We start from the raw sequence: 24,483 nt of genomic DNA, 5'->3' as shown, positions 1-24,483 counted from the left end.
TGGCCGACCGGGCCATGCGCAGCGCGCGCTAGGATTTGACGGGAAGGCGCACTTCAAAAGTGCTGCCTTCACCGGGGAGGCTTTTGCGCAGCCCGATAGTGCCGCCGTGAAGCTCCACAAGCTGTTTGACGAGGGCCAGGCCAATTCCCAGCCCATCGCCCACCGTGCCAAGACCGCTGTTCGACTGTTCGAACATATCGAAAATCCGCGCCTGTTTCTCCGGCGCGATGCCGATGCCATTGTCGGATATGATGATGACGGCGAAGCTGTCTTCGCGCGACACATCGACCCGGATTTCGCCGCCGCGGGTCGTGTAGCGCGCGGCATTTCCGACGATATTGCTGATGATCTGGATCAGACGGGCAGGGTCGGCTTCCAGCAGGATCGGCGCGTCGGGCACATCGACGATCAGCTGATGATTGCCCTCGGCGATGCCGAGCCGGTTGAGGTCCAGCGCGGTGGGTAACAGCTGCTGTAGCTCGACGGTCTGGCTTTGCAGCGAAATCTTGCCATGCTCGATCCGGTTGATGTCGAGCAGATCGTCGACGAGGCGCGAGACGTGGAGCATGTTCTGGCGCATCGATTGCCGTACGCGGTCCGCGCTGCTGCCTTCGGACGCGCGCTCCAGAATGTTGAGACCGGAGGAAAGCACCGCCAGCGGATTGCGCAATTCGTGGGCGAGTACCGCCAGAAAACGGTTCTTCTGCTGGTCGGCATCCTGCAGGGCGGCGGTCAGCACGGCCAGCTCGTCGCGCTGCGCGGTGATTTGACGGCGCTGCGCGTAAAGATCCAGGAACACGTTCGACTTGGAGCGCAGGATGTCCGCTTCGATCGGCTTCTGGATGAAATCGACCGCGCCTGCTTCATAGCCCCGGAAGCGGCGCGAGGCGTCTGCCGTGCCGGCCGTCACGAAAATGATCGGGATGTGCCGCGATCGTTCATTGGCGCGCATGAATTCGGCGAGTTCGAAACCGTCCATACCCGGCATCTGCACATCCAGGAGGGCGAGCGCATAATCATTATCCAGCATCAGCTCGAGCGCTTCTTCACCGCTTCGGGCGGTGTGCAGAAGCAACCCGTCCCGCGCGAGCAAGGCTTGCAGCGCGATCAGGTTCTCCTCCAGATCGTCCACAAGCAGGAATTTGACGGGATCGGTCATCGTTCGACCATCGCCTCCAGTAATTGTTCGATTTCGTGCAGTTCCATTGCGCGGGCGTTGGGACATGCGGCAAGCGCGGCCTCCGGCATGGTGGCAATTTCCGCGCTTGCCGGATCCTGAACGATGCAAAGAGAGCCTGCATCGGACATGGCCCTCATACCGCGCGCGCCGTCATGATTTGCCCCTGTCAGCAGGATGCCCGTCAGCGCCGGGCCAAAGGCGTCGGCAGCGGTTTCGAACAATACATCGATCGCGGGGCGCGAGTGATTGACGGTTTCGTCGGAAGACAGCGCGAGCGTACCATCGGCTTCCACCAGCAGATGATAATCGGGCGGCGCGAAATAGATCGTGCCCGCGGCCAGCGGTTCCTTGTCCTCCGCTTCCTTAACCGCCATCCGGCACTTGCGATCGAACAGCTCGACGAGCGCATTGTCCCGGCGCGCCGGAATGTGGACGACAATCATCACCGGCACCGGAAAGTCCGGCGGCAGGTCTGGTAGCAGCTGCGAAAGCGCCTGAACCCCGCCGGCCGACGCGCCGATGACCACCGCACGCTTCTTCACAAGATCTTCCTGCGATAAATCTTCTGCTCGCGCACGAAAGGGGCAAAGGCGGCGGCCTGGTTGGAAAAGCGGAGGCTTTCCTTCGATCCGATGCCGAGAAAGCCCCCGCGCGCAAGCGATTCGCCGAACAGGCCGACGGCGCGGTCCTGCAACGCCCGATCGAAATAGATCAGGACATTCCTGCACGATATCAGGTGCATTTCGCCAAAGGCCGCGTCGGTCACCAGGCTATGATCGGAGAAAACGGTCCGCTCGCGCAAGGATTTGTCGAAAATCGCCCGGTCATAATTGGCGGTATAATAGTCCGATAGCGAAGACCGGCCACCGGATAGTTGGTGATTTTCGGTGAACAGGCGAATGCGGTCCATAGGATAGATGCCTGCCTGGGCCGCTTTCAGCGCCGCCGGATTGATATCGGTAGCGTAGAAGATGGTCCGCTGCGCCAGCCCTTCCTCGGCGAACAGAATGGCGAGCGAATAGAGCTCCTCGCCATTGCTGCAGCCAGCAACCCAGACTTTCAGCGACGGATAGGTGCGAAGATGCGGCACGACCTGTTCGCGCAACGCCCGGAAATAACCCGGATCGCGGAACATCTCGCTCACTTGAACCGTCAGGAAATCGAGCAGCTGCGGCAGCATGGTTTCGTCGTGCAGGACGGCGGACTGGATCGCCGAGATGCTGTCAAAGCCCCATTTGTCGCGCGCCTGCAGCAGGCGCCGCTTGATAGAGGCGCGGGCATAATGCCGGAAATCGTAGTGATAGTGGCGATAGAGCGCATCCAGCAGCAGCTGGATCTCGATATCCTCGATATGCTCGCTCATCAGCGCGGCATCCAGACCCGCACCAAGGACAGCAATTTGTCCACATCGATCGGCTTGGCCATATAGTCATTGGCCCCCGCATCGATGCATTTCTGCTGATCATCGGGCATCGCCTTGGCCGTCAGCATCACGATCGGAAGCTTGCGCCATTGCTGATCGGCGCGGATGGCCCGCACGGCGGTAAGCCCGTCCATCACCGGCATCATCACGTCCATCAGCACCAGATCGATGGTCTTTTCATCATCGCCTGCCGCATCTTGCAGCGCATCGATCGCCTCCTGCCCGTTACGCGCAATCCGCGTCAGCGCGCCGCGCGGCTCCAGCACGCTGGTGAGCGAATAGACGTTGCGCACGTCATCCTCGACGATGAGGATGCGCTTGCCTTCCAGAACGGCATCGCGGTGGCGCGCCTTTTCGATCATCTGGCGCTGTTCCGGCGGCAGTTCCGATACCACCCGGTGCAGGAAGAGCGACACCTCGTCCAGCAGTCGTTCGGGCGACTTGGCGCCCTTGATGATGATGGAGCTGGAATAGCGCCGCAGCCGCTGCTCCTCCTGTGCCGACAGATCGCGCCCGGTGTAGACAATTACCGGCGGGGGCGCGGCTTCGCCTTCCTCGCTCAGCGTTTCCAGCAGCGAGAAGCCCGATGCGTCGGGAAGCGACAGATCAAGAACGATGCAGTCATAGGACGCGCCGCGCAGCTCTTCCAGGCAGTCGGCGGCAGTGCCGACGCCGACGGTCTCCACGTCCTGCGACCGAAGAAGCGCGCCCACCGCCTCGCGCTGGACCTGATCGTCTTCCACGATGAGCACGCGGCGCATGCGCGAAGTGAGTTTCTCCTGCAAACCGGCCAGCACCTCGGCCAGCTGCTCGCGCGGTGCGGGTTTTTCCAGAAAACCGATCGCGCCGAGCGCCAGTGCGGTCTGGCTCTGGTCCGATCCGGAGATGACGTGGACCGGGATATGCCGCGTTTCCTCGTCATGCTTCAGCCGGTCCAGCACGGTGAGGCCGGACTGATCGGGCAGGCCGATGTCCAGAAGGATGGCGTTCGGCCGATACTCCTTTGCGTGGTTGATCGCGTCCTGCGCGGTTCCCGCCACGATGCACTGGAAGCCCAGTTCGCGCGACAGATCGCACAGGATCGCGGCGAACGACGGATCATCCTCGATCACCAGCAGCAGGCGCTCGTCTTCGCTAAGCTTGTCGCGATCATCGGCCAGCGCGGCGGGGGCTGCACGGGCGGGCTTCGATGTCGGAGGCGGCGGGGGGACTGCCGGCAGTTCCGCCGCGGCGAGGGGCGGCTGGCGCGCGGCCACCTTGCCAGGATCATAGGCGGCGGGAATGGTCACAATGAAGGTGCTGCCCTTGCCCACTTCGCTTTCCAGCCGGATCGTGCCGCCTAACAAACGGGTCAGCTCGCGCGAGATCGATAGACCGAGGCCGGTGCCGCCGAACTTGCGGCTGATCGTGCCGTCGGCCTGCTGGAACGCCTCGAAGATCGCCTCCCGCTGCGCCTGCGCGATACCGATGCCGGTGTCGGCGACCGTGAACAGGACCTGGTTGTCCTCCCCGGATGCGATCGAGAGCGAAACGCTGCCCTCCTCGGTAAATTTGAGGGCGTTGGACAGCAAGTTTTTCAGCACCTGCTCCAGCCGCATTCGGTCGGTCTCCAAGGACCGCGGCGCGTCGGTGTCGACGGAGATGTCCAGCGTCAGCCCGCGCTGCTGCGCAATCGGTTCGAAGGTTTTGCGAAGATCGGCGGCGAGCCGCTCGGTCGCAACCGGTGCTGCCTCGATCTCGACATGGCCCGCCTCGATCTTCGAGAGATCCAGAATATCGTTGATCAAAACCAGCAGATCGTTGCCCGAAGACTCGATCGTGCGCGCAAACTTGATCTGATCGGCCGAAAGATTGCCGTCGGCATTGTCGGCGAGCAGCTTGGAGAGGATCAGCAGGGAATTGAGCGGCGTGCGCAGCTCATGGCTCATATTGGCGAGGAAATCCGATTTATACTGGCTCGCCTGCTCCAGCTCGCGCGCTTTCAGCTGAAGCGTCGCGGCCGCGCGGCCCAGTTCGTCGCGCTGGGCCTCCAGCGTCTGCGCCTGCTCCTCCAGCTGCGTATTGGTCTGTTCCAGCTCTACCTGCTGCAGTTCCAGGCGCGCCTGCGATTCCTTCAGTGCGTTGCCCTGTTCTTCCAATTCCTCGTTGGAGACGCGCAGTTCTTCGCTCTGCGCTTGCAATTCGCCGGCCTGCCGCTGCGTCTCTTCCAGGGCCTCCTGCAATTGCTCGCGGAAACGCGCCGAACGCAGCGCGATGCCCACCGAGCCGGAGACGGTTTCGAGAAGATCAAGGACGCGCTCATCGACCTCGCCGAAAAAGCCCAGTTCGATCACGGCATTCACATGGCCGTCCGTAAAGGCAGGGGCGATCACCAAATGACGCGGTGCATCATTGCCCAGCGCCGAACCGATCTTGAGATAACCGGGCGGGATATCGGACAGCTTCACCGCGCGCGCGTCCGCCGCAACTTTGCCGAGCAGCCCTTCGCCCTGGCCAAAGCTGCTGGGTACCGCGGTTTCGTCGGCTACCCCCAGCATGGCGACGCGCCGGAATTTCCCGCCCTCGCCCTTGAACAGCGCACCCGCGCTCGCGCTGCTTCGCTCCGCCAGCACGGACAGCACCGCTGCCGCCAGTTCGCGCACCGTTTTCTCACCACGCATCGCTTCGGACAGGGTCACCTGCGCGGTCTGTAGCCATTGCTGACGCTCACGGCTGCGGTTGGTGCGGATCAGCAGGATGAAAATCGCGATCGTGAGAGCAATACCGATCAGGCTGGTGCCGATGGCGCTTAGCAGGGCGGTACGGGTCGCTGTCTTAAGCTCGCTCATGTGCTCTTCGCGCAGGCGCAGTTCTTCCTGCTCCATCTGCGCCAGCTGATCACGGATCGCGTCCATCGCGATTTTTCCGCCATTGGTTTCGGTCAGATCGACAGCCGGCGCCAGTCCCTCATCGCGCCGCGTGCGGATTGCCCGCTCGGTGAAGCGGAACTTGTTCTCTATCCGTGATCGCAGCGTATCGACATGGGCGCGCTGTGCGGCGCTATCCTGCGTTAGTTGCTCAAGGAGGAGGAGATTTCTACGTGCGTCGCCGACGCCCTCATGAAAAGGCTCCAGATAGGATTCATTGCCCGTCACCAGGAATCCGCGCTCGCCTGTTTCCGCATTCAACGCGGATATCAGCAGATCGTCGAGTGTGTTCAGCACGACATGGGTGTTCCGGATGCGCGCATCATATTCGCGCATGTCGAGCACGTTTGAATAGGCGGCGAGCGCGCTGAAGATGAAGAACGCAACCCCAACGACCAGGCCCGCCAGCGCCCATCCGTTCGCGGAAACCCGGAATGTCCGCGCGTCTGTTTTCATGTTCAAGAAATCTGGACCTTCAGCAAATTGGAATTTGCTTTACCGGCGCATTACGGTCGCAATCAATCGATATTGCTGGAGAGGGCGCTGATATTTCGGCACCGGTTTTTCCCGCTGCGATAAAGGCTTGCCGCTTTATCGCATAGTTTACGGCATTCGATCCGCCCCTGTCTGGTCCCCGGTTGATTTATGTCGGTTTGACCACCCCCTCGGCCACTGATACCGGACTGCGATGCCAAGGAGACCTATGTGCTGACGGAGCTTTTTCTTCGCGGGCGGCTGCGACACGATCTTTCGCACGATGAACGGGCCGCGCTCGAAGCGACCGCCGGCAGCACTATCCGTCTGGGACCGCGCGAAACGCTGGTCCGGCGGGGCGATCGGCTCGAATACAGCTATTTTATCGTCGAGGGCACAATGCTGCGGCATCTCGACGATAAGAAGGGCGAACGGCAACTTCTCGGCGTCAATGTTCAGGGCGATTTCGTGGATTTGCACGGCTACGCCATGAAGCGGCTCGATCACCATGTCGGTACGCTGACGGAGACAGTGGTCGCCCAGTTTGCTCACAGCGATCTTACCCGCCTGATCGCCGATTGGCCCCATCTGGGCCGGGCGATGTGGTTTTCTACACTGCTCGACGCGGCTCAGCACCGCGAATGGATATTCCGCCTCGGACGGTTGCACGCCGAGGGCCGGATAGCGCACCTGATCTGCGAATTGATCGAGCGGCTGCGGTTGATCGGCCAATATGACGGCCAATCCCTGCCTATCCCGCTGCTGCAGCGCGATTATGCGGAAGCTTGCGGGATCACGCCGGTCCATGCCAATCGCAGCTTCCGAAACTTGCGCGAGCGCGGCCTGCTGAAGCCCCATGGCGACGGCCAGATCGAAATTCTGGACGAGCAAGGCCTGCGCGTCATCGGGGAGTTCGATCCCAGCTATCTTTATGGCGAAGGAGAACTGGCGCTGGACGGCCTGAAAGATGACAGCGCCTGAACGTCGATCGCCGGGCTAAGACGCACAATATCTCCAGCGCACAAACTTCGCGCCCGTTGGAGCGCGAAGTTGCTTTTTATCGGATGGGAACCGGTCGGTGACCAGCCCCTGAAGAGGTATCGTCTCTACTCGCCCGACTTGCCGGGCTTATCCTCGTCGGTGCTTTCATGGCCGAACTGGTTGTGCCGATCGAGCGCATCCTGCGCCACATCCTGAGCCTGCCCGGCCTCCTGCTGTTCGGTATTTACTGCCTCGGGAGCTTCAACATCGTCGCGCGATTTTTTCATTCTTCATGTCCTTGATATCTGCTTGCCGGGTCAACCGGCGGGGGCGGGCGGGGTTCCTCCCGCCACGCAGGTAAACCGTCGCCACGCCGTCCGCTGACGCTGCGCAAGGGTTTCATTTTGAAATCAAATCGCACATGATCCAGGTACGGACGTCATTCGATGCGTGCTGATCAGGAGCGGATTATGGCAAGGGCGCTGGCGCACGAAGAGGCGGCCAATCCTCATTGGACCAGACGAGCGGACAGCGCGGCGCTCGCCGCTATTCCGGGCGCGGACGGCCTGCCGATTCTGGGATCGACACTGGAGGTGCTGCGCGATCCGGCGGCATTTTCGCGCAGGATGTATGGCGCGCACGGGCCTGTCTACCGTGTGAAAAGCTTTGGTTTTGACACCGTGGCGCTGGCGGGCGCGGACGCCAACGAGCTTGTCCTGTTCGATCGCGATAAACTGTTCAGCAGCGAGCAGGGATGGGGACCGATCCTGAACCTGCTCTTCCCGCGTGGACTGATGCTGCTCGATTTCGAAAAGCACCGGGTGGACCGGCGCGCGCTGCAGGCAGCCTTCAAGCCGGAGCCAATGCGCGCATATGCCGAGGTGCTGCGCGATGGCGCGCGCGATCGGATCGCCGGCTGGGCGGGACGCGACATCCGTTTCTATCCAGAGATCAAGCAGCTTACGCTGGAACTGGCCGCCACGGCCTTTCTCGGTATCCCGTTCGGGCCCGATGCGCAGAAGGTGAACCAGGCCTTCGTCGATATGGTGCAGGCCTCTGTGGGCGTGGTGCGGCGCCCGCTGCCGTTCACGCAGATGGGCCGCGGGGTGAAGGGGCGCGCCTTTCTGGTCGACTATTTCGGACCGATGGTGGAGCAGCGCCGTGCCGATGGAAGCGGCGAGGACATGTTTAGCCAGTTCTGCCGTGCGCAGCGCGAGGACGGCTCCCTCCTGACCGCGGCCGAAATCGTCGATCATATGAACTTCCTGATGATGGCTGCGCACGACACGATCACCAGTTCGGTGACGTCGATGGCCTGGTATCTGGCGCAGCATTCCGATTGGCAGGAGCGGCTGCGCGCCGAAAGCCTGTCCGCCGCGCCCGCGGGCGAAGGCCTGGCCTATGACGATCTCGGCAAGCTGGAAGAGACCGAGATGTTCTTCAAGGAAGCGCTGCGCATGATCGCGCCGGTGCCCTCCATCCCGCGCCGGGCGCTGCGCGATTTTTCCTTCGGCGGCTATGACATTCCGGCGGGAACGGCGGTGAGCGTCAGCCCCAGCTTCACCCATATGATGGCAGAATATTGGCCGGATCCGGAGCGGTTCGATCCCACACGCTTCACGCCCGATCAGGTGAAGGCGCGGCATCGCTTCGCCTGGGTGCCGTTCGGCGGGGGCGCGCATATGTGCCTGGGGCTGCACTTCGCCTATATGCAGATGAAGATCATCGTGCATCACATGCTCACGCGCATGCGGCTTGAGATCGAGCCGGGCTATGCGCCCGAATGGCAAGCCTGGCCAATCCCGAAGCCGAAGGACGGGCTGAGGCTGCGCATGGCGCCGCTGGACCGCTGAACCGGGCAAGAAAAAAGCCGGCACCCCATGGGGCACCGGCCAGTCGTTCGTTCGCAGGAGGAACGCCGGTTTGGCGACGCGGACGGAGAGGGTGATCCGCGTCGCCAATCTTGTCAGTAATTATAAGCGCGCTCGCCATGTTCGCCGAGGTCGAGCCCTTCGCGCTCCACCTCTTCGGAAACGCGCAGGCCGGTGAGCAGCTTGGCGATGGTAAAGGCGATGGCCGCCGCGACGCCGGACCAGACGATGGCAATCAGCACCGCTTCGATCTGGATGATAAGCTGGCCGATGACATTGTAATCCGCCGCGCCCGGGCCACCCAGCGCGGGCAGCATGGTGAAGGCTGTGCCGATCGAGCCGATGATGCCGCCGATGCCGTGGATACCGAAGGCATCCAGCGAATCGTCGAGCTTCAGCTTCGGCTTCACCCCGACGACGAACCAGGCGCACAGGATCGCGGCGATCGCGCCCAGCAGGATCGCGCCGAACGGGCCGCTGTTTCCTGCGGCGGGCGTCACCGCGACAAGGCCCGCGATCGCACCCGAACAGGCCCCGAGCAGCGAACCCTTGTGGCCCATCATCCGCTCGGTCAGCATCCAGAACAGGACGCCCGCCGCGGTGGCGACGAAGGTGTTGATGAGCGCCAGGCCCGCCGAACCGTTTGCTTCCAGCGCGGAACCCGCGTTGAAGCCGAACCAGCCGACCCAAAGCAGACCGGTGCCGATCAGCGTCATGGTGAGCGAGTGCGGCGCCATGATATCCTTCTTGTAGCCGAGCCGCGGCCCCAGGATCATCGCGCCCACCAGCGCCGCGATACCGGCATTGATGTGGACCACGGTACCGCCCGCGAAGTCCAGCGCGCCCATATCGAAGATGAGGCCGCCGGTTGCCCAGACCATATGCGCGATCGGGAAATAAGCGATGGTCAGCCAGATCAGCGCGAAGATCATCAGTGCAGAGAATTTCATGCGCTCCACCAGACCGCCGACGACCAGGCTCACCGTGATTGCGGCGAAGGTCATCTGGAAAGCGATGAACACATATTCTGGAATCTTGAACCCATCCGAGAACGTCGCCGCGGTGGATTCCGCATTGGTGTTCGCCAGGAACAGATTGCCCCAGCTGATGAAGGCATTGCCTTCCGGCCCGAAGGCGGTGGAATAGCCATAGATTACCCAGATAATCATGCCGAAGCTGGCCACCGCGATGATTTGCGTCAGCACCGAGAGCATGTTCTTGGTGCGCACCAGGCCGCCGTAGAACAGCGCCAGGCCGGGCACGATCATCGCCATCACGAGTACGGTGGCGGTCATCATCCAGGCGGTATCGCCCTTATCGACCACGGCGGTGACCGCTTCGGCCGGAACCGGTGTCTGCAAAGCGGCCGCAGGAGCGGCAATGGCTGCGGCAACTAGGCCGCCTGCCAGTTTGGGAAGGAGTTTGAGCATCGGGGCCCCCTTGTTCATCTGAAATCCGGTCACAGCGCGGCGTCCGCGGTTTCGCCGGTGCGAATGCGCACGGCGCTCTCCAGCGGCACGGTGAAGATCTTGCCATCGCCGATCGATCCGCTGCCCGCGCTTTCCTGAAGCGTTTCGACGACGCGCGCTGCCAGATCGTCCGAACAGGCGATCTCGATCTTTACCTTGGGTACGAAGCTGATCGAATATTCTGCGCCACGATAGGTCTCGGTATGGCCTTTCTGGCGCCCGAAGCCCTTCACCTCGGTGATGGTCATGCCGGAAATACCGATCTCGGTCAGCGCTTCGCGGACCGCATCAAGTTTGTGCGGCTTGATGATGGCGATACATAATTTCACGTCGATGCCCCCTTTTGCTGCATCGCACGCCAGCCGAGTGGTTTTTCACTTCGATTCTGACGCGCCGGAGCACGGAGGCTATCAACTCATGTTGCAGCGCACAAGACGCTTTTGCAATTTTGTTACGGGATGAAGCTGTAGATCAGTCGTTTTTGATCCTATGCTCAGTGGTCATGCAATTTCAGGTCCGCCCATACCGGCAGATGGTCCGATCCTGCTTGCAGTGCAGCATTTTCCAGCGTTCCCGTGGCCTCGCAGCGCCATTCGTGGCTGGTGATGATCCGGTCCAGCCGGCTCACCGGCTTGCGGCTGTGGAAGCTCTTCGGGGTATCGAGCAGCCGGTAATGCGGGTGGCCGGTAAATTCGCTGAGGCAGCCGCGGCTGGACCATTGGTTGAGATCGCCCATCAGCACGGTGGGCATGGCTTCGCCGCAGGCATCCAGATGCGCGATCACACTGCGCACCTGCCGCCGCCGCCATAGGCCGGACAGGTCGAGATGCATGCCGATCACGCGCATGGTGCGCCCGTCGATATCGACCTCCGCCAACACCGCGCCGCGCGGCTCCAGAGTCGGCAGGTCCAGCGCGCGCGCCGTGCGCACCCGGTGGCCGTGCTTCACCAGCACTGCATTGCCGTGCCAACCGATGCCGCCGGGGCGGATATGGAACGGTACGATGTCGTAACCCGCCTCGCGCACCTGTGCCTCGGGCAACACGCTTTGGCGCGATCCGAAGCGCATATCGGCTTCCTGCAGCGTCACCACATCGGCCTTCAGCGCACCCAGCGCGCGGCAGACGCGGCCGGGATCGCGTTTGCGATCGGTGCCGACGGCCTTGTGGATATTGTAGCTGGCGACGCGGATCATGCGCCCTCGTCCGTTTCGGCGCTCCCCAGAAGATCGCGCGCGTGATCCGCGTCCTCTTCGGCCACCATCAGCCGCGCGGGCGTCATCATGCCCAGGCCAAGGCTCGCCATCCCGCCATCGAACACCACGCTCTCGATGCCCTCGGCGGCGAGCTGCAACCGTGCCAGATCGGCGGCCATGCGATCGGGAAATTGTGCGATCCGGACAAGGCCCATCAGCCCGCCCCCCTCACCGTTGCCGAACCCGTCACGAATGCCAGTCCTCGATAGCCTGAAGCTCTTCCGGACTGCTTTCGCGGCCCAGCACCGGATTGCGATGCGGAAAGCGACCGAAGCGACGGATCAGATCGCGGTGGCCGATCGCATATTGCAGATTCTCCTCCAGCCCCGCACGGCTGAACAGCGCCACTGCGCGGTCCTGATCCTCAAGGCTTTCGCTGTGCATGAAGGGCATGAACAGGAACGCCTTTTCGGACCCTTCCAGCGCTTCCTCGTAGCCCATGTCGATGGCTTGGGTGGCGATGGATTTGGCCAGCGGATCGGTGGCGAAGCTATCCGGCTCCTCACGGAACATGTTGCGGGGAAACTGATCGAACAGGATTACCGCAGCCAGTGCGTCGCGGGCCGAACCCAGGAAGAACATCGCCTCTTCCCCGCGCATCTCTTCCCAGAGCGGGCGGTAGCGTTCGCGAATTTCGCGGTCGAGCTCGGGGCGGGAATTGAACCAATGGTCCGGCCCGACATGCTCGAACCAGAAATCTAGGATGTCGTCAGTCCAGGTCTTCATGAACGGGGAAACGCTGGAAAGCAGCAAAGGTCCCCGATCAATTCGCGTCAGGCCGCGGCAGTACCGCCCACCGTCAGGCCGCCCACCAGCAGCGTCGGCTGACCCACGCCTGCGGGCACGGTCTGACCGCCCTTGCCGCAAATGCCCACGCCTTCGTCCAGCGCCATGTCGTTGCCGATGCCGGTCAGCTTGGTGAGCACCGTCGGTCCATCGCCGATCAGCGTGGCGCCCTTGATCGGATCGCCCAGCTTGCCGTTCTTCACCCGGTACGCCTCGGTGCAGGAGAACACGAACTTGCCGGACACGATATCCACCTGTCCGCCGCCGAAGCTCTTGGCGAAAATGCCGTCCTTGACGCGGCTGAGCAGTTCCTCCGGATCGTCTTCGCCGCTCTTCATGAAGGTGTTGGTCATGCGCGGCATGGGATGATGGGCATAGTCCTGGCGGCGGCCGTTGCCGGTGGCGGGCACGCCCATCAGCCGGGCGTTCATCCGGTCCTGCATATAGCCTTTGAGGATACCGTCCTCGATTAGCACGGTTTCCTGCGTCGGGGTGCCTTCGTCATCGATCGAGAGCGAGCCGCGGCGTTCGCCGATCGACCCGTCGTCGACAATGGTGACGCCGGGCACGGCGACGCGGTCTCCGATGCGGCCGGAAAAGGCGCTCGTGCCCTTGCGGTTGAAATCGCCTTCCAGCCCGTGGCCGATGGCTTCGTGCAGCAGCACGCCAGGCCAGCCGGGGCCGAGCAGCACCGTCATCTCGCCCGCGGGCGCAGCGACCGAGCGCAGATTGACCAGCGCCTGTTCCAGCGCGGTGTCGATCGCGCGTTCCCACTCCGCCTTTTCGAACAGGCGGCCATAGAGATAGCGCCCGCCCAAGCCGAAACTGCCGGTCTCGCGCCGGCCATTCTCTTCGGCGACGATCGAGACGTTGAGGCGCACCAGCGGGCGGATATCGGTGGCGACGAAGCCGTCCGGCCGCACGATCTCGACGACCGACCAACTGCCCGACAGACCGACCGAAACCTGCGCCACGCGCGGATCGCGCGCGCGGGCGGCGGCGTCGATCTCCGCGCACAGAGCGGCCTTTTTCTCGAACGGCACGGCGTCCAGTGGATTGTCGCCCGTATAGAGGTGGCGGTTGTTGTGGCGCGGGGGCGCGGCCATGGGCGATTTGGTGGGTTCGATCAGCTTCAGCGTCTCGGACGCGCGGCGGATGGCTGCCTCACTGATTTCATTGGCGTGGGCGAAACCCGTCATCTCGCCCGAGATCCCGCGCAGGCCGAAGCCCGAATCCATATTGTAATCGGCCACCTTCAGACGGCCGTCGTCGAACACGAAGCTCTCGCTGGCGCTATATTGAAGGTAAAGCTCGCCATCGTCGCACTGGCCGAGCACCTCGCCGGTGACGCGGCTGGCGGTCTCCGGATCGAGCTGGCCGGGACGGTAGAGAAAGCTGCGCGGGTCCTGAATATCCATGGAAGCGGATATAGGGGCGCGGGCGCGGCGGGGGAAGGTGGAGAAGCGGCGGATGCCGCTCAGACTTCCTTGCGACCGTGCTCGCTCTGATGCTCTTCGGCGATCCGCTCTTCGGCCAGCGGGCCGTCGGCGGGGCCGCCGATCAGCACGAAATGGCGATCGCAATAGCCGCAATCCACCCAGCCGATGTCATCGGCAATTTCCAGCCACACGCGCGGATGGCCGAGCGCGGGGGAAATCTCTCCTGCGCCGTCGCAGGCGACGCGGCGATGCTGGGTGCGGATGGTTTCGGGCGGTTGGTTCATAACGAGGATGGCGATTAGCAACGCCCGCCCGCCCGCGCAACGATTTGCGGCGCGCGCCCTTGCGAAAGCCTTGCCGCGCTGCGGGTAAGGGTTCAGATGTGGCGCCATGTCAAATGCCGCGATCTCCATCCAGAACCTGTCCAAAACCTATGCCGGGGGCAAGCAGGCGCTCAGCGACGTCAGCTTCGATGTCGAGCGCGGCTCGATCTTCGGGCTGCTCGGGCCCAATGGCGCGGGTAAATCCACGCTGATCAATATCCTGGCGGGGCTGGTCAACAAGACCGGCGGCCATGCCAGCATCTGGGGTTTCGATATCAACGAGAACCCCCGGAACGCCAAGGCGTCGATCGGCATCGTGCCGCAGGAGATCATGTTCGATCCCTTCTTCTCCCCGCGCCAGACGCTGGATTTGCAGGCCGGGCTTTACGGCGTGCCCAAGGCCAAGCGGCAGACCGATGCGCTGCTGCGCGCGGTGCATCTGGAGGACAAGGCGGACGCCTATTCGCGCACGCTGTCGGGCGGCATGAAGCGGCGGCTGCTCATCGCCAAGGCCATGGTCCATTCGCCGCCCGTCATCATCCTCGACGAGCCGACGGCGGGCGTGGATATCGAGCTTCGCCAGCAGCTGTGGGAATATGTGACGGAGCTGAACAACAACGGCGTCACCGTGGTGCTCACCACCCATTATCTGGAAGAGGCCGAGCAGCTGTGCGACCGAATCGCGATCATCAACCACGGCAAGCTGATCGCCAATGAACCGACGCGTGATCTCGTCGGCATGGCGCAGGAAAAGGTGGTGGTGGTGACAGTGGAACGCCCGATCGCGACGATGCCCGATTCGCGCTGTTTCGAGAAGGTGGAGAAGCTGGACGAAAACCGGCTGGAAATCAGCTATCGCAAGGACCGCGCCAATGCAGGCGAGGTGCTGGCCGCCGTCAGCGGTGCGGGCCACAACATCGTCGACGTCTCGACGCGGGAAGCCGATCTGGAAGACGTCTTCCTCAATCTGACGCGGTCCGCAGCGTGAGCGCGCCTTACGATATCGTCATCGTCGGATCGGGCGCTGCCGGGCTTACCGCCGCGATTTCGCTTGCCGAAAAGCACCGCGTGCTCGTGCTTGCCAAGGGCAATCTTTCGCAAGGCTCCACCGCCTGGGCGCAGGGCGGCATCGCCGCGGTGCTGGACGAGGGCGATACGTTCGAGAACCATATCCGCGATACCATGATCGCGGGCGCGGGGCTGAACCGGCGCGATACGGTGGAGCGCGTGATCGCCGGCGCGCCGGGCGCCATCCAGCGGCTGATCGATATGGGCGTGCCCTTCAACAAGGATAAGGACGCGCTGCATCTGACGCGTGAGGGCGGGCATTCGCATCGGCGCATCGTGCATGTGGACGATGCCACCGGCTGGGCGGTGCAGGAGGCGCTGCTGAAGACCGCGCGCGCCAATCCCAACATCACGCTGCTGCCGCATCAGGTGGCGATCGATCTTATCACCGGCCACCATGAAGAGAAATTCTCCGGCTCGGGCCGGGTCTGGGGCGTCTATGCGCTCGATCAGGAAAGCGGCAAGGTGCAGGCGCATACCGGCCGCGCCACCATCATTGCCAGCGGCGGCGCTGGACGCGTCTACCAGTTCTCCACCGCCCCGCGCGGCGCGACCGGGGACGGCATCGCCATGGCCTGGCGTGCGGGCGCGCGCGTCTCCAACATGGAGATGATGCAGTTCCACCCCACCTGCCTCTACAATCTGGAGGTTAAGAATTTTCTCATCACCGAGGCCGTACGCGGCGAAGGTGGCCGGCTGATCAACCCGCGTACGGGCAAGCGTTTCATGGAGTTCTACGATCCGACGCGCATGGAGCTGGCACCGCGCGATGTCGTCGCCCGCGCGATCGATGCGGAGATCAAGCGCTTCGGCCTCGATTACGTTCATCTCGATATCAGCCATCAGCCGCCGGAATTCGTGGCCGGCCATTTCCCGAACATTCATGAGAAGCTGCTGGGCCTCGGCATCGACATGACGAAGGAGCCGATCCCGGTGGTGCCGGCGCAGCATTATACCTGCGGCGGCATACTGATCGATCTGCAGGGGCGCACCGATCTTCCGGGCCTTTACGCGGCAGGCGAGGCGACCGAGAGCGGCCTGCACGGCGCGAACCGACTGGCGTCCAACAGCTTGCTCGAATGCTTCGTCTTCGGCGAGGCGGCGGCACGCGACATCATGGCGCGCTGGGAGGAGTTCGAGGAAGTGCCTCCGATTCGCCCCTGGGATGAAAGCCGCGTCACCGATTCGGACGAAGAGGTCGTGATCAAGCAGAACTGGACCGAGATCCGGCGTTTCATGTGGAACTATGTCGGCATTGTGCGCACCACCAAGCGGCTGGAACGTGCGCAGCACCGCATCCAGTTGCTGAACGGAGAAGTGGCGGACTATTACGGCAATTTCCGCGTAACCAGCGATCTGGTCGAGCTGCGCAACCTGCTGCAGACGGCGGAACTGATCGTGCGCAGCGCGCTGAAGCGCAAGGAAAGTCGGGGGCTTCATTATACCACCGACTATCCGGAGCTGTTGCCGGTGGCCGAAGACACGGTGATCGTTCCCTAAGGCCGCTACTCCATTCATCGCACACAGAAAAAGATTCGCCGCAGCCATCTGGCCGCGCCGTGCCCCTGCATGCCTTTAAGTCCGGGTTCACGCACGACGGTTATACCCGTGCGTTCCGGGAGGATTAGATTTCGATGCGTTTTCATTTGACCGGGCGGATCCGTTCCGCCGCGTTTCTTGGGTCTGTTGCCATGCTGGCGGCTTGCGTGCCGAGCGCCCGCGCGCCGCAGCCGGTGCCGCCCGTCGCCAATGGGCCGGTTCAGCGCGTGCCCGCGCCAACGCCGCCGCCCGCGCCCTATCGCAATCCGGCGGCAGAGCGTCCGGCGCCTGGCTTGGTCGCCGAGATCGATGAGCTGTGGCGCAATTTCCCCGGCACCACCGGCATCGCGGTGCGCCGGATTGATGGCGACTGGTCCTTCGGCAAGCGTCAGGACGAGTTGTTTCCGCAGCAGAGCGTGTCCAAGACCTGGGTGTCGCTCACCATATTGGATGAGGTCGACAAGGGCCGCATCAAGCTGAGCGATCCCGTCACCATCGGCGTGAACGATCTGGCCGTGTTTCACCAGCCGATCCGCGACCGAGTGATCGCAAACGGTTCGGTCACCGAAACGGTTTATAGTCTGATTCAGCAAGCCATCACCCGAAGCGACAATACCGCCAATGATGCGCTATTGTGGAAGGCAGGCGGGCCGGATGCGGTCAATGCCTTCATCCGCGATAAGGGGCTTGGTGCCATCCGGTTCGGGCCGGGTGAGCGGCTGCTGCAATCCAAGATCGCTGGGCTTACCTGGAACCAGGATTATGCGATCGGCCGCCGCTTCTACGCCGCTCGGGCGGAGCTGCCGGTCGAGACGCGCCGCGCCGCGCTTTACGATTATCTGCGCGATCCGATGGACGGGGCCAGCCCGCAGGCGATCGTGGATGCGCTTGGCAAACTGGCGCGCGGCGAACTGCTCAGTCCCGAATCGACCCGTTTGATGCTGGAGACGATGGAGCGCACGCATAGCGGCCCCAATCGGCTGAAGGCGGGCGTGCCGGACGGCTGGGATTTCCTCCACAAGACGGGGACGGGGCAGGAACTGGGCGGGATTGCCACCGGCTATAACGATATCGGCATCATGACCGCGCCGGACGGCACGCGCTATGCCGTGGCCGTGATGCTGGGCGATACCACCGCGAGCATCCCCGCGCGCATGCGGCTGATGCAGTCGGTAACGCGCGCGGTGGCCCGCTACCACGGGATGTAAGGCGGCTCAGTTCGCCGCGATATCTCCGCTAGCCTGTTCTCCGCTCGGTTGCGGCGTCGGGCTAGCCGCGGGCAATGGCGGCGGCTCGGTGCGGCTGTCGAGCATTTCCGCCGCCTCGTCGAGCGCGCGCGCCTCGCCCACCGTGACGCCGCCGGGGCCGGGATCGGTTTCCTTCGGCCCGCAGGCGGCCAGCACCAGGACGAGCGCCGGAAGCAGCAGGTTCGGCCCGGCGCGCATCCCGTAAAAGCGCTTATTCTGCCGCAGGCGTGGTTGTCGCCATCGGCGTTGCCGTGCCGGATTCGCCTTCGCTCATCGCATCAGCGTTCATTTCGCCCATCGCATCGGCATCCGATTCGGCACCGGCGACCGCATCGCTCGCCATGTCGACCGGGGCGGCATCGGTGGCTTCCACTGCAACCTCTTCGGTTGGAGCGGTCTCTTCCTTCTTGTCCGAGCATGCAGCCAGACCGATCGAACCGGTGACGAGCGCGGCGAGGATGAGTTTCTTCATGGGAACTGAACCTTTTTATAGCATCTGGCGCGCTGCGCCCTTCATCACGATGCGGTCTAAGACACCCGGCCCCGTGCAGGCAAGCGGAAGGCGCCGCACGCTGCGCGATTGACCGCATATAAAGAAAACTTTATATCCGAATTTCAAATGATCTCATCCGCCACCCCCGCGCCCGCAGAGTTCAGCGATGGCCACCGCGATTTGCCCGCGATCATGCGCGCGCTCGCCGACGATAGCCGCATTCGCATCATGCTGCTGATCCTAGAGACCGAGCTGGCGGTGGGCGAGATCGCGCAGATCCTGGAACAGAGCCAGCCGCGCGCCAGCCGCCATATCCGCATCCTGTGCGATGCCGGACTGGCCGAGCGGCGGCGTGAGGGCAGCTGGACCTTCCTGCGGCCCGGCCAATCGGCCGCGCTGCCCGGTATTCGCAGATTGGTGGAGGATTGCGGCACTCGCGAGGATGCCATGGCGGTAGAAGATCGGCGGCGCTTGGCCGAAGTCCGCGCCGAACGCACCCGTAATGCCGAGGCCTATTTCGCTGCGCAGGCGGACAAATGGGACGAGATCCGCTCGCTCCACGTTCCCGAGCGGGAAGTGGAGGCGACGATGCTGGCGATGGTCGGCTCCGGCGCGGTTGGCCGCTTGATCGATATCGGCACCGGCACTGGTCGGATGATCGAACTGTTCGGCCCGCGCGCTTCCAGCAGCTGCGGCATCGATCGCAGCCCGGATATGCTCCGCCTCGCACGCGCCAAGCTGGACGATGCGCTGCAGGCCGAACTTTTGCAGGGCGATATCGCCGCGCTGCCCGTTGCCGATGCCAGTGCGGACATGGTCGTTTGCCACCTGGTGCTCCATTATGCGCAGGCGCCCGAGCGCGTGATTGCGGAAGCGGCGCGTGTGCTGGCACCCGGTGGACGCCTGATGATCGTCGATTTCGCACCGCATGACCGCGAGGAATTACGCGGCGCACATGCCCATGCCCGCCTGGGCTTTTCGGACGGCGCCATGGCGCAATGGTTCGATGCCGAGGGGCTGACCACCGAGCGGCGCGAAACGCTGGAGGGCGGAACGCTCGACGTGAAGATCTGGCTCGGCCGCAAGGCTGGCCCGGCAGAGGCGCATCCGCGCGCCTCGAACGACAGACCCGGCAGCGAAAATCGCGCCAATCCAAAGCAGAGGAAGAGAGCGGCATGACGCTATCGGTTGCGCAGTTGAACGAGGCGCAGTTCGCCACCGGGGAGCCGCTGTTCGCGGGCCTTCCGGGCGATGCGGAAATCAGCTTCGAATTCTTCCCGCCCAAAAGCGAGAAGATGGAGGAGAAGCTCTGGGATTCGATCCTGACGCTGGCGCCTCTGGAGCCGCGCTTCGTCTCGGTCACCTACGGTGCGGGCGGATCGACGCGGGAGCGCACGCACAAGACGGTGGCGCGCATCATCCGCGAAACCGGCTTGCCGGCCGCCGCGCATCTGACCTGCGTGGAGGCGAGCAAGGCGGAAATCCGCGAAGTCGCGGAGCAATATTGGGAAGCCGGGGTGCGCCATATCGTCGCGCTGCGCGGCGATCCGCCAAGCGAGGGCGCGAAATTCGTGCCCCATCCGGAAGGCTATGCCAGCGCCGCCGAATTGGTGAAGGGCCTGAAGGAGATCGCCGATTTCGAAATCTCCGTCGCCGCCTATCCGGAAACGCATCCGGAAGCCGACTGTCCGGATTCCGATCTCGACAATTTGAAGCGTAAGCTGGACGCGGGCGCCAGCCGCGCGATCACGCAGTTCTTCTTCCAGTCGGACAGCTTCTTCCGCTTCCGCGATGCCTGCGCCGCGCACGGGATCGATCAGGAAATCGTGCCCGGCATCCTACCCGTCTCCAACGTCGCGCAGACCCGCAAATTCGCCGGTATGTGCGGCGCGGAAATTCCGGACTGGATGAACCGCCTGTTCGACGGGCTCGACGATATGCCCGACGCCCGCCAGCTGGTCGCCGCCACCGTCGCCGCCGAAATGTGCCGCCGCCTTTATGCAGGCGGGGTGCGCCAGTTCCACTTCTACACACTGAACCGCGCCGAGCTGGCTTACGCCATCTGCCACCTGCTCGGCAAACGCCCGGCAGGCACCGCCTCCAAGGAGAAAGCCGCATGAGCGCCCCGACCAAGTCGACCGCCGCCGAAGAATTTCGCGATCGCGCCGCGAAGCAGATCCTCATGTTCGACGGCGGCTACGGCACCGCGATCCAGAACCGCAAACTGACCGAAGCCGATTATCGCGGGGATCTGGAGCTTTCGGCGGATCAGAAGGGCAACAACGATCTGCTCAGCCTGACCCGGCCCGACGTGATCCGCGATATTCACACCGACTATCTCGATGCCGGCGCGGACATGATCGAAACCAACAGCTTCAGCTCCACCGCCATCGCGTTGGCCGATTATGCCTGCGAGCATCTGGTGCGCGAGGTGAACCTCGCCTCCGCCAAGGTGGCGCGCGAGGCCTGCGATGCTGCCGAGGCGAAGGACGGCAAGCGCCGCTTCGTCGCAGGCGCGATCGGGCCGACCAACAAGACGCTTTCGCTGTCTCCGGACGTGAACGATCCCGGTTTCCGCGAAGTCGATTTCGACCAGATGAAGGCGGTCTACCGCGAGCAGTGCGACGCCCTGATCGAGGGCGGTGTGGACTTCCTGCTGATCGAGACGATCTTCGACACGCTGAACGCCAAGGTGGCCGCGATGGCAGCCGCCGAGGCGGCGCAGGCGGCGGGGCGCGAGGTGCCGATCATGCTGAGCTTTACGGTGACCGACATGTCCGGGCGCAACCTGTCCGGCCATACGGTCGAGGCCTTCTGGCATGCGGTGCGCCATGTGAAGCCGATCGCAGTGGGGCTCAACTGCTCGTTCGGTCCCGAAACGCTACGGCCGTACCTTACCGCGCTGTCCAAGGCGGCAGATACGCTCATTCTCGCTTACCCCAATGCCGGTCTGCCGAATGATCTGGGCGAATATGATCAGCAGCCGCATGAGACGGCGGAGCGGATCGGCCCGTGGCTCGACGAGAAGCTCGTCAACATCGTGGGCGGATGCTGCGGCACAACGCCCGGCCATATCGCCGCGATGGCGAAGGTGGTGGCAGGACGCGAACCGCGCACCATTCCGACGCCGGAAGTGCGCACGCGCCTCGCCGGTCTCGAACCCTTTACGATGGCTGCCTGATTTTCTTTTGAAACCGTCAGGGCCGAGCCTGTCGAAGCCCGTTTCTCGCATGCGCTGGACGCCCTTCGACAGGCTCAGGGCTAACGGATTTATATCATGACCCAGACCTCCTCCTCCGCCAATTTCGTCAATATCGGCGAGCGTACCAACGTCACCGGTTCGGCGCGCTTCAAGAAGCTGATCCTGGCCGGCGACTATGAAGCCGCGGTCGAGGTCGCGCGCGATCAGGTCGAAAACGGCGCGCAGATCGTCGATGTGAACATGGACGAAGGCCTGCTCGATGCGGTGGAGGCGATGACGCGCTTCCTGAAGCGGATCGCGGCGGAGCCGGACATCGCGCGCGTGCCGATCATGATCGACAGCTCGAAATGGGAGGTGATCGAGGCGGGCCTGAAATGCGTGTCGGGCAAGCCGATCGTGAACTCTATCTCGATGAAGGAGGGCGAAGAACTCTTCCTGGAAGCCGCCGCCAAGTGCCGCTCCTACGGCGCCGCCGCCGTCGTCATGGCGTTCGACGAGACCGGCCAGGCGGACACGAAGGAGCGCAAGATCGAGATTTGCGAGCGCGCCTACAAGCTGCTGACCGCGAACGGTTTTCCGCCCGAGGACATCATCTTCGATCCCAACGTCTTTGCCGTGGCCACCGGCATCGACGAACATCGCCGCTATGCGATCGACTTCATCGAGGCGGTGCGGCACCTCTCGGTCAGCTGCCCGCACGCGCACTTCTCCGGCGGCCTGTCGAACCTCAGCTTTTCCTTCCGCGGTAACGAGATCGTGCGCCGTGCGATGCACAGCGTGTTCCTCTATCACGCCATCCCCGCCGGGCTGGACATGGCGATCGTCAACGCCGGGCAGCTCGATATCTACGACCAGATCGAACCGACCTTACGCGAAGCATGCGAGGATGTGATCTTCGACCGCCGTGACGACGCCACCGAGCGGCTGATCGAGCTGGCCGAAAGCTATCGCGGCAAGGATGCGGCAGCGGAAAAGGCGGCCGAAGAATGGCGCGGCTATCCGGTCGCCAAGCGCCTGGAACATGCGCTCGTCAAAGGCATCGATGCGCATATCGTGGACGATACCGAGGAGATGCGCGTCGCGGTGAAGGAAGCCGGCGGGCGCCCGATCGAGGTGATCGAAGGTCCGCTGATGGACGGCATGAACGTGGTCGGAGACCTCTTCGGATCGGGCCAGATGTTCCTGCCGCAGGTGGTGAAATCCGCCCGCGTGATGAAGAAGGCCGTCGCCCACCTGTTCCCCTATATCGAGGCGGAAAAGGACGAGAAGTCCAAGGGCAAGGGCAAGATCGTGATGGCGACCGTGAAGGGAGACGTCCACGATATCGGGAAGAACATCGTCGGCGTGGTGCTGCAGTGCAACGGGTTCGAGGTGATCGACCTCGGCGTGATGGTGCCCTGGCCCACGATCCTGCAGGCCGCGAACGAGAATGATGCGGACATGATCGGTCTCTCCGGCCTCATCACCCCCTCTCTCGACGAGATGGTGACAGTGGCCGAAGAGATGGAAAAGGCGGGGCTGAAGCTGCCCCTCCTGATCGGCGGGGCGACGACCAGCAAGGCGCACACCGCGCTGCGGATCGAGCCCGCCTATTCGGGCGCGACCGTGCATGTGATCGACGCCAGCCGTGCCGTCGGCGTCGCCACCAATCTGGTGAGCGATACCGGCCTAGACGATTATCTCTCCGGTATTCGCGCCGATTATGAGGCGGTGCGCGTCGCGCGCGGCGGCAAGGTGGCGAAGAAGCTCGCCAGCCTGGAAGAAGCGCGCGCCAACGCCTTCCCGACGGATTTCGCGTTGAAGCCCGATGCGCCGATAAAGCCCGGCATCCACCGGTTCGACGAGTGGCCGATCGCGGACCTGCGCGATTATATCGACTGGACGCCTTTCTTCCGCGCCTGGGAACTGGCGGGCACCTATCCCGCCATTCTCGACGACGAAATCGTCGGCGAAAGCGCGCGCAACCTGAAGCGCGATGCCGATGCGATGCTCGAGCGGATCATCGAGGAGAAATGGCTGCGCGTGAAGGCGGTGGTCGGCCTGTGGCCCTGCACGCGCGATGGCGACGATGTGATCGTACAATCCTCTCCGAAAGGCGGGCAGGACGTGGCGCTGCCCATGCTGCGCCAGCAGGTGCCCAAACGCGAAGGTCGCGCGAATATGTGCCTGGCCGATTTCATCGATCCTACGGGCGACTGGTTCGGTGGGTTCGCGGTGTGCGCGGGCCACGGCATCGAGGCGAAGTCGAAGGAATTCCAGGCCGCGCATGACGATTATTCGGACATCCTGCTGAAGGCGCTGGCCGACCGGTTGGCTGAGGCGATGGCCGAGCGGATGCATGCGCTCGTCCGTGCCGATCTGTGGGGCTATGCGCCCGGTGAGCAGCTCACCAACGAAGCGCTGATCAAGGAAGAATATCGGGGCATCCGTCCGGCGCCCGGCTATCCCGCTTGCCCGGACCACAGCCTGAAACCCATCCTGTTCGATATGCTGGGCGACGATGCGGGCGATGTCGCGGGCATCACGCTGACCGAGAGCTTCGCCATGTATCCCACCGCGGCAGTGTCGGGCATGTATTTCGGCCATCCTGACGCGGACTATTTCGGTGTGGCGCGGATCGGGGACGATCAATTGGAGGATTATGCGGCGCGGCGCGGCGTTTCGATCGACCAGGCGCGCCAGTGGCTGCGGCCGAATTTGAACGAGTAAGAAAGCCGTGTCATCGCGTCCCCTCCGGTTCGCAATGACGCAGCTTTTGCCGCCTCCTTCGTCCCGTCTTGGAACGCGGCGTTTCAGTCATGGTTAAGCTGTTCGTCGCCATCGCCCC

At 63.4% G+C, this 24,483-nt stretch carries 23 protein-coding genes; 9 read left to right on the top strand and 14 right to left on the bottom strand.

The annotated features are described in order from the left end of the window. Positions 1 to 28: 28 nt before the first annotated feature. The 4 genes from H7X45_RS10945 to H7X45_RS10930 are packed head-to-tail and all read right to left on the bottom strand — an operon-like array spanning position 29 to position 5,965. Positions 29 to 1,159 (bottom strand): hybrid sensor histidine kinase/response regulator, encoded by a 1,131-nt coding sequence (locus H7X45_RS10945; protein ID WP_187334904.1) that lies wholly within the window; start codon positions 1,157 to 1,159, stop codon positions 29 to 31. After that, entirely contained in the window at positions 1,156 to 1,722 is a 567-nt protein-coding gene (locus tag H7X45_RS10940; protein WP_187334903.1) for a chemotaxis protein CheB, read from the bottom strand. Before H7X45_RS10940 ends, H7X45_RS10945 begins: the two co-directional genes overlap by 4 nt. After that, positions 1,719 to 2,543, bottom strand: a complete 825-nt coding sequence (locus H7X45_RS10935) for a CheR family methyltransferase (RefSeq protein ID WP_187334902.1) — start codon at positions 2,541 to 2,543, stop codon at positions 1,719 to 1,721. Before H7X45_RS10935 ends, H7X45_RS10940 begins: the two co-directional genes overlap by 4 nt. Next, positions 2,543 to 5,965 (bottom strand): response regulator, encoded by a 3,423-nt coding sequence (locus H7X45_RS10930; RefSeq protein WP_187337122.1) that lies wholly within the window; start codon positions 5,963 to 5,965, stop codon positions 2,543 to 2,545. The genes H7X45_RS10935 and H7X45_RS10930 overlap by 1 nt, the downstream gene beginning before the upstream one ends. 249 nt (positions 5,966 to 6,214) lie before the next feature. On the opposite strand from H7X45_RS10930, the gene H7X45_RS10925 reads away from it, so the two are divergent. Beyond that, positions 6,215 to 6,964, top strand: a complete 750-nt coding sequence (locus H7X45_RS10925; RefSeq protein ID WP_187334901.1) for a Crp/Fnr family transcriptional regulator — start codon at positions 6,215 to 6,217, stop codon at positions 6,962 to 6,964. 125 nt (positions 6,965 to 7,089) lie between these two features. On the opposite strand, the gene H7X45_RS10920 is transcribed toward H7X45_RS10925, so the two are convergent. Then, the gene (locus H7X45_RS10920; RefSeq protein WP_187334900.1) at positions 7,090 to 7,251 is read right to left on the bottom strand and encodes a hypothetical protein; all 162 of its coding nucleotides are present in this window, start codon (positions 7,249 to 7,251) and stop codon (positions 7,090 to 7,092) included. Between the two features lie 159 nt (positions 7,252 to 7,410). On the opposite strand from H7X45_RS10920, the gene H7X45_RS10915 reads away from it, so the two are divergent. After that, positions 7,411 to 8,817, top strand: a complete 1,407-nt coding sequence (locus tag H7X45_RS10915) for a cytochrome P450 (RefSeq protein ID WP_246449440.1) — start codon at positions 7,411 to 7,413, stop codon at positions 8,815 to 8,817. A gap of 113 nt (positions 8,818 to 8,930) precedes the next feature. On the opposite strand, the gene H7X45_RS10910 is transcribed toward H7X45_RS10915, so the two are convergent. The 7 genes from H7X45_RS10910 to H7X45_RS10880 all read right to left on the bottom strand — a co-directional run bounded on the left by H7X45_RS10910 (position 8,931) and on the right by H7X45_RS10880 (position 14,068). After that, on the bottom strand, positions 8,931 to 10,265 hold the full coding sequence (locus H7X45_RS10910) for an ammonium transporter (RefSeq protein ID WP_187334899.1): 1,335 nt from the start codon (positions 10,263 to 10,265) through the stop codon (positions 8,931 to 8,933). Between the two features lie 29 nt (positions 10,266 to 10,294). Further along, a complete protein-coding gene (locus H7X45_RS10905) occupies positions 10,295 to 10,633 on the bottom strand; it encodes a P-II family nitrogen regulator (RefSeq protein ID WP_187334898.1) in 339 nt (112 codons plus the stop codon). 164 nt (positions 10,634 to 10,797) lie between these two features. Then, positions 10,798 to 11,499, bottom strand: coding sequence for an endonuclease/exonuclease/phosphatase family protein (locus tag H7X45_RS10900; protein WP_187334897.1), 702 nt, complete (start codon positions 11,497 to 11,499; stop codon positions 10,798 to 10,800). Continuing rightward, positions 11,496 to 11,714, bottom strand: a complete 219-nt coding sequence (locus tag H7X45_RS10895) for a putative signal transducing protein (protein ID WP_187334896.1) — start codon at positions 11,712 to 11,714, stop codon at positions 11,496 to 11,498. The genes H7X45_RS10900 and H7X45_RS10895 overlap by 4 nt, the downstream gene beginning before the upstream one ends. A 31-nt stretch (positions 11,715 to 11,745) precedes the next feature. Further along, positions 11,746 to 12,285 (bottom strand): DUF924 family protein, encoded by a 540-nt coding sequence (locus tag H7X45_RS10890; RefSeq protein WP_187334895.1) that lies wholly within the window; start codon positions 12,283 to 12,285, stop codon positions 11,746 to 11,748. 47 nt (positions 12,286 to 12,332) lie between these two features. After that, positions 12,333 to 13,763, bottom strand: a complete 1,431-nt coding sequence (gene tldD, locus H7X45_RS10885) for a metalloprotease TldD (RefSeq protein WP_187334894.1) — start codon at positions 13,761 to 13,763, stop codon at positions 12,333 to 12,335. A gap of 59 nt (positions 13,764 to 13,822) precedes the next feature. Then, entirely contained in the window at positions 13,823 to 14,068 is a 246-nt protein-coding gene (locus H7X45_RS10880) for a zinc-finger domain-containing protein (RefSeq protein ID WP_187337120.1), read from the bottom strand. A gap of 106 nt (positions 14,069 to 14,174) precedes the next feature. Here H7X45_RS10880 and H7X45_RS10875 point away from each other — a divergent pair, with 106 nt between their 5' ends. From H7X45_RS10875 to H7X45_RS10865, 3 genes are all read left to right on the top strand, one after another. Further along, positions 14,175 to 15,095 (top strand): ABC transporter ATP-binding protein, encoded by a 921-nt coding sequence (locus tag H7X45_RS10875; RefSeq protein ID WP_187334893.1) that lies wholly within the window; start codon positions 14,175 to 14,177, stop codon positions 15,093 to 15,095. Further along, a complete protein-coding gene (nadB, locus tag H7X45_RS10870; protein WP_187334892.1) occupies positions 15,092 to 16,675 on the top strand; it encodes an L-aspartate oxidase in 1,584 nt (527 codons plus the stop codon). Before H7X45_RS10875 ends, nadB begins: the two co-directional genes overlap by 4 nt. A gap of 134 nt (positions 16,676 to 16,809) precedes the next feature. Then, the gene (locus H7X45_RS10865; RefSeq protein WP_187334891.1) at positions 16,810 to 17,922 is read left to right on the top strand and encodes a serine hydrolase; all 1,113 of its coding nucleotides are present in this window, start codon (positions 16,810 to 16,812) and stop codon (positions 17,920 to 17,922) included. A gap of 6 nt (positions 17,923 to 17,928) precedes the next feature. Here the strand turns inward: H7X45_RS10865 and H7X45_RS10860 are convergent, their stop codons facing one another. Continuing rightward, positions 17,929 to 18,159: a hypothetical protein gene (locus H7X45_RS10860; RefSeq protein ID WP_187334890.1), complete on the bottom strand. Its 231-nt coding sequence runs from the start codon at positions 18,157 to 18,159 to the stop codon at positions 17,929 to 17,931. A gap of 13 nt (positions 18,160 to 18,172) precedes the next feature. After that, on the bottom strand, positions 18,173 to 18,433 hold the full coding sequence (locus H7X45_RS10855; protein WP_187334889.1) for a hypothetical protein: 261 nt from the start codon (positions 18,431 to 18,433) through the stop codon (positions 18,173 to 18,175). A 213-nt stretch (positions 18,434 to 18,646) separates the two neighbouring features. On the opposite strand from H7X45_RS10855, the gene H7X45_RS10850 reads away from it, so the two are divergent. The 4 genes from H7X45_RS10850 (at position 18,647) to metH (ending at position 24,365) form a co-directional block, all read left to right on the top strand. After that, entirely contained in the window at positions 18,647 to 19,633 is a 987-nt protein-coding gene (locus H7X45_RS10850) for an ArsR/SmtB family transcription factor (protein ID WP_246449886.1), read from the top strand. Further along, positions 19,630 to 20,574 (top strand): methylenetetrahydrofolate reductase, encoded by a 945-nt coding sequence (metF, locus tag H7X45_RS10845; protein WP_187334887.1) that lies wholly within the window; start codon positions 19,630 to 19,632, stop codon positions 20,572 to 20,574. Before H7X45_RS10850 ends, metF begins: the two co-directional genes overlap by 4 nt. Then, complete coding sequence (locus H7X45_RS10840; RefSeq protein WP_187334886.1) at positions 20,571 to 21,635, top strand: homocysteine S-methyltransferase family protein; 1,065 nt, start codon at positions 20,571 to 20,573, stop codon at positions 21,633 to 21,635. The genes metF and H7X45_RS10840 overlap by 4 nt, the downstream gene beginning before the upstream one ends. 96 nt (positions 21,636 to 21,731) lie before the next feature. Next, positions 21,732 to 24,365 carry a methionine synthase gene (gene metH / locus H7X45_RS10835; RefSeq protein WP_187334885.1) on the top strand — a complete coding sequence of 878 codons (2,634 nt, stop codon included), beginning with the start codon at positions 21,732 to 21,734 and terminating at the stop codon, positions 24,363 to 24,365. The last annotated feature ends 118 nt before the right edge of the window (positions 24,366 to 24,483 follow it).

Source organism: Novosphingopyxis iocasae, assembly GCF_014334095.1.
Taxonomy (GTDB): Bacteria; Pseudomonadota; Alphaproteobacteria; order Sphingomonadales; family Sphingomonadaceae; genus Novosphingopyxis; species Novosphingopyxis iocasae.
Note: the sequence above shows the minus strand (reverse complement) of the source record. Positions and strands in the feature narration are given on the sequence as shown.

What these genes read in the sequence shown, in the direction of transcription:
- H7X45_RS10945 (WP_187334904.1), bottom strand. Translation starts at nt 1,159, where the DNA reads ATGACCGATCCCGTCAAATTCCTGCTTGTGGACGATCTGGAGGAGAAC.
- H7X45_RS10935 (WP_187334902.1), bottom strand. Translation starts at nt 2,543, where the DNA reads ATGAGCGAGCATATCGAGGATATCGAGATCCAGCTGCTGCTGGATGCG.
- H7X45_RS10930 (WP_187337122.1), bottom strand. Translation starts at nt 5,965, where the DNA reads ATGAAAACAGACGCGCGGACATTCCGGGTTTCCGCGAACGGATGGGCG.
- H7X45_RS10920 (WP_187334900.1), bottom strand. Translation starts at nt 7,251, where the DNA reads ATGAAAAAATCGCGCGACGATGTTGAAGCTCCCGAGGCAGTAAATACC.
- H7X45_RS10915 (WP_246449440.1), top strand. Translation starts at nt 7,411, where the DNA reads ATGCGTGCTGATCAGGAGCGGATTATGGCAAGGGCGCTGGCGCACGAA.
- H7X45_RS10910 (WP_187334899.1), bottom strand. Translation starts at nt 10,265, where the DNA reads ATGCTCAAACTCCTTCCCAAACTGGCAGGCGGCCTAGTTGCCGCAGCC.
- H7X45_RS10900 (WP_187334897.1), bottom strand. Translation starts at nt 11,499, where the DNA reads ATGATCCGCGTCGCCAGCTACAATATCCACAAGGCCGTCGGCACCGAT.
- H7X45_RS10895 (WP_187334896.1), bottom strand. Translation starts at nt 11,714, where the DNA reads ATGGGCCTTGTCCGGATCGCACAATTTCCCGATCGCATGGCCGCCGAT.
- H7X45_RS10890 (WP_187334895.1), bottom strand. Translation starts at nt 12,285, where the DNA reads ATGAAGACCTGGACTGACGACATCCTAGATTTCTGGTTCGAGCATGTC.
- tldD (WP_187334894.1), bottom strand. Translation starts at nt 13,763, where the DNA reads ATGGATATTCAGGACCCGCGCAGCTTTCTCTACCGTCCCGGCCAGCTC.
- H7X45_RS10880 (WP_187337120.1), bottom strand. Translation starts at nt 14,068, where the DNA reads ATGAACCAACCGCCCGAAACCATCCGCACCCAGCATCGCCGCGTCGCC.
- H7X45_RS10875 (WP_187334893.1), top strand. Translation starts at nt 14,175, where the DNA reads ATGTCAAATGCCGCGATCTCCATCCAGAACCTGTCCAAAACCTATGCC.
- H7X45_RS10865 (WP_187334891.1), top strand. Translation starts at nt 16,810, where the DNA reads ATGCGTTTTCATTTGACCGGGCGGATCCGTTCCGCCGCGTTTCTTGGG.
- H7X45_RS10860 (WP_187334890.1), bottom strand. Translation starts at nt 18,159, where the DNA reads ATGCGCGCCGGGCCGAACCTGCTGCTTCCGGCGCTCGTCCTGGTGCTG.
- H7X45_RS10855 (WP_187334889.1), bottom strand. Translation starts at nt 18,433, where the DNA reads ATGAAGAAACTCATCCTCGCCGCGCTCGTCACCGGTTCGATCGGTCTG.
- H7X45_RS10850 (WP_246449886.1), top strand. Translation starts at nt 18,647, where the DNA reads ATGCGCGCGCTCGCCGACGATAGCCGCATTCGCATCATGCTGCTGATC.
- metF (WP_187334887.1), top strand. Translation starts at nt 19,630, where the DNA reads ATGACGCTATCGGTTGCGCAGTTGAACGAGGCGCAGTTCGCCACCGGG.
- H7X45_RS10840 (WP_187334886.1), top strand. Translation starts at nt 20,571, where the DNA reads ATGAGCGCCCCGACCAAGTCGACCGCCGCCGAAGAATTTCGCGATCGC.
- metH (WP_187334885.1), top strand. Translation starts at nt 21,732, where the DNA reads ATGACCCAGACCTCCTCCTCCGCCAATTTCGTCAATATCGGCGAGCGT.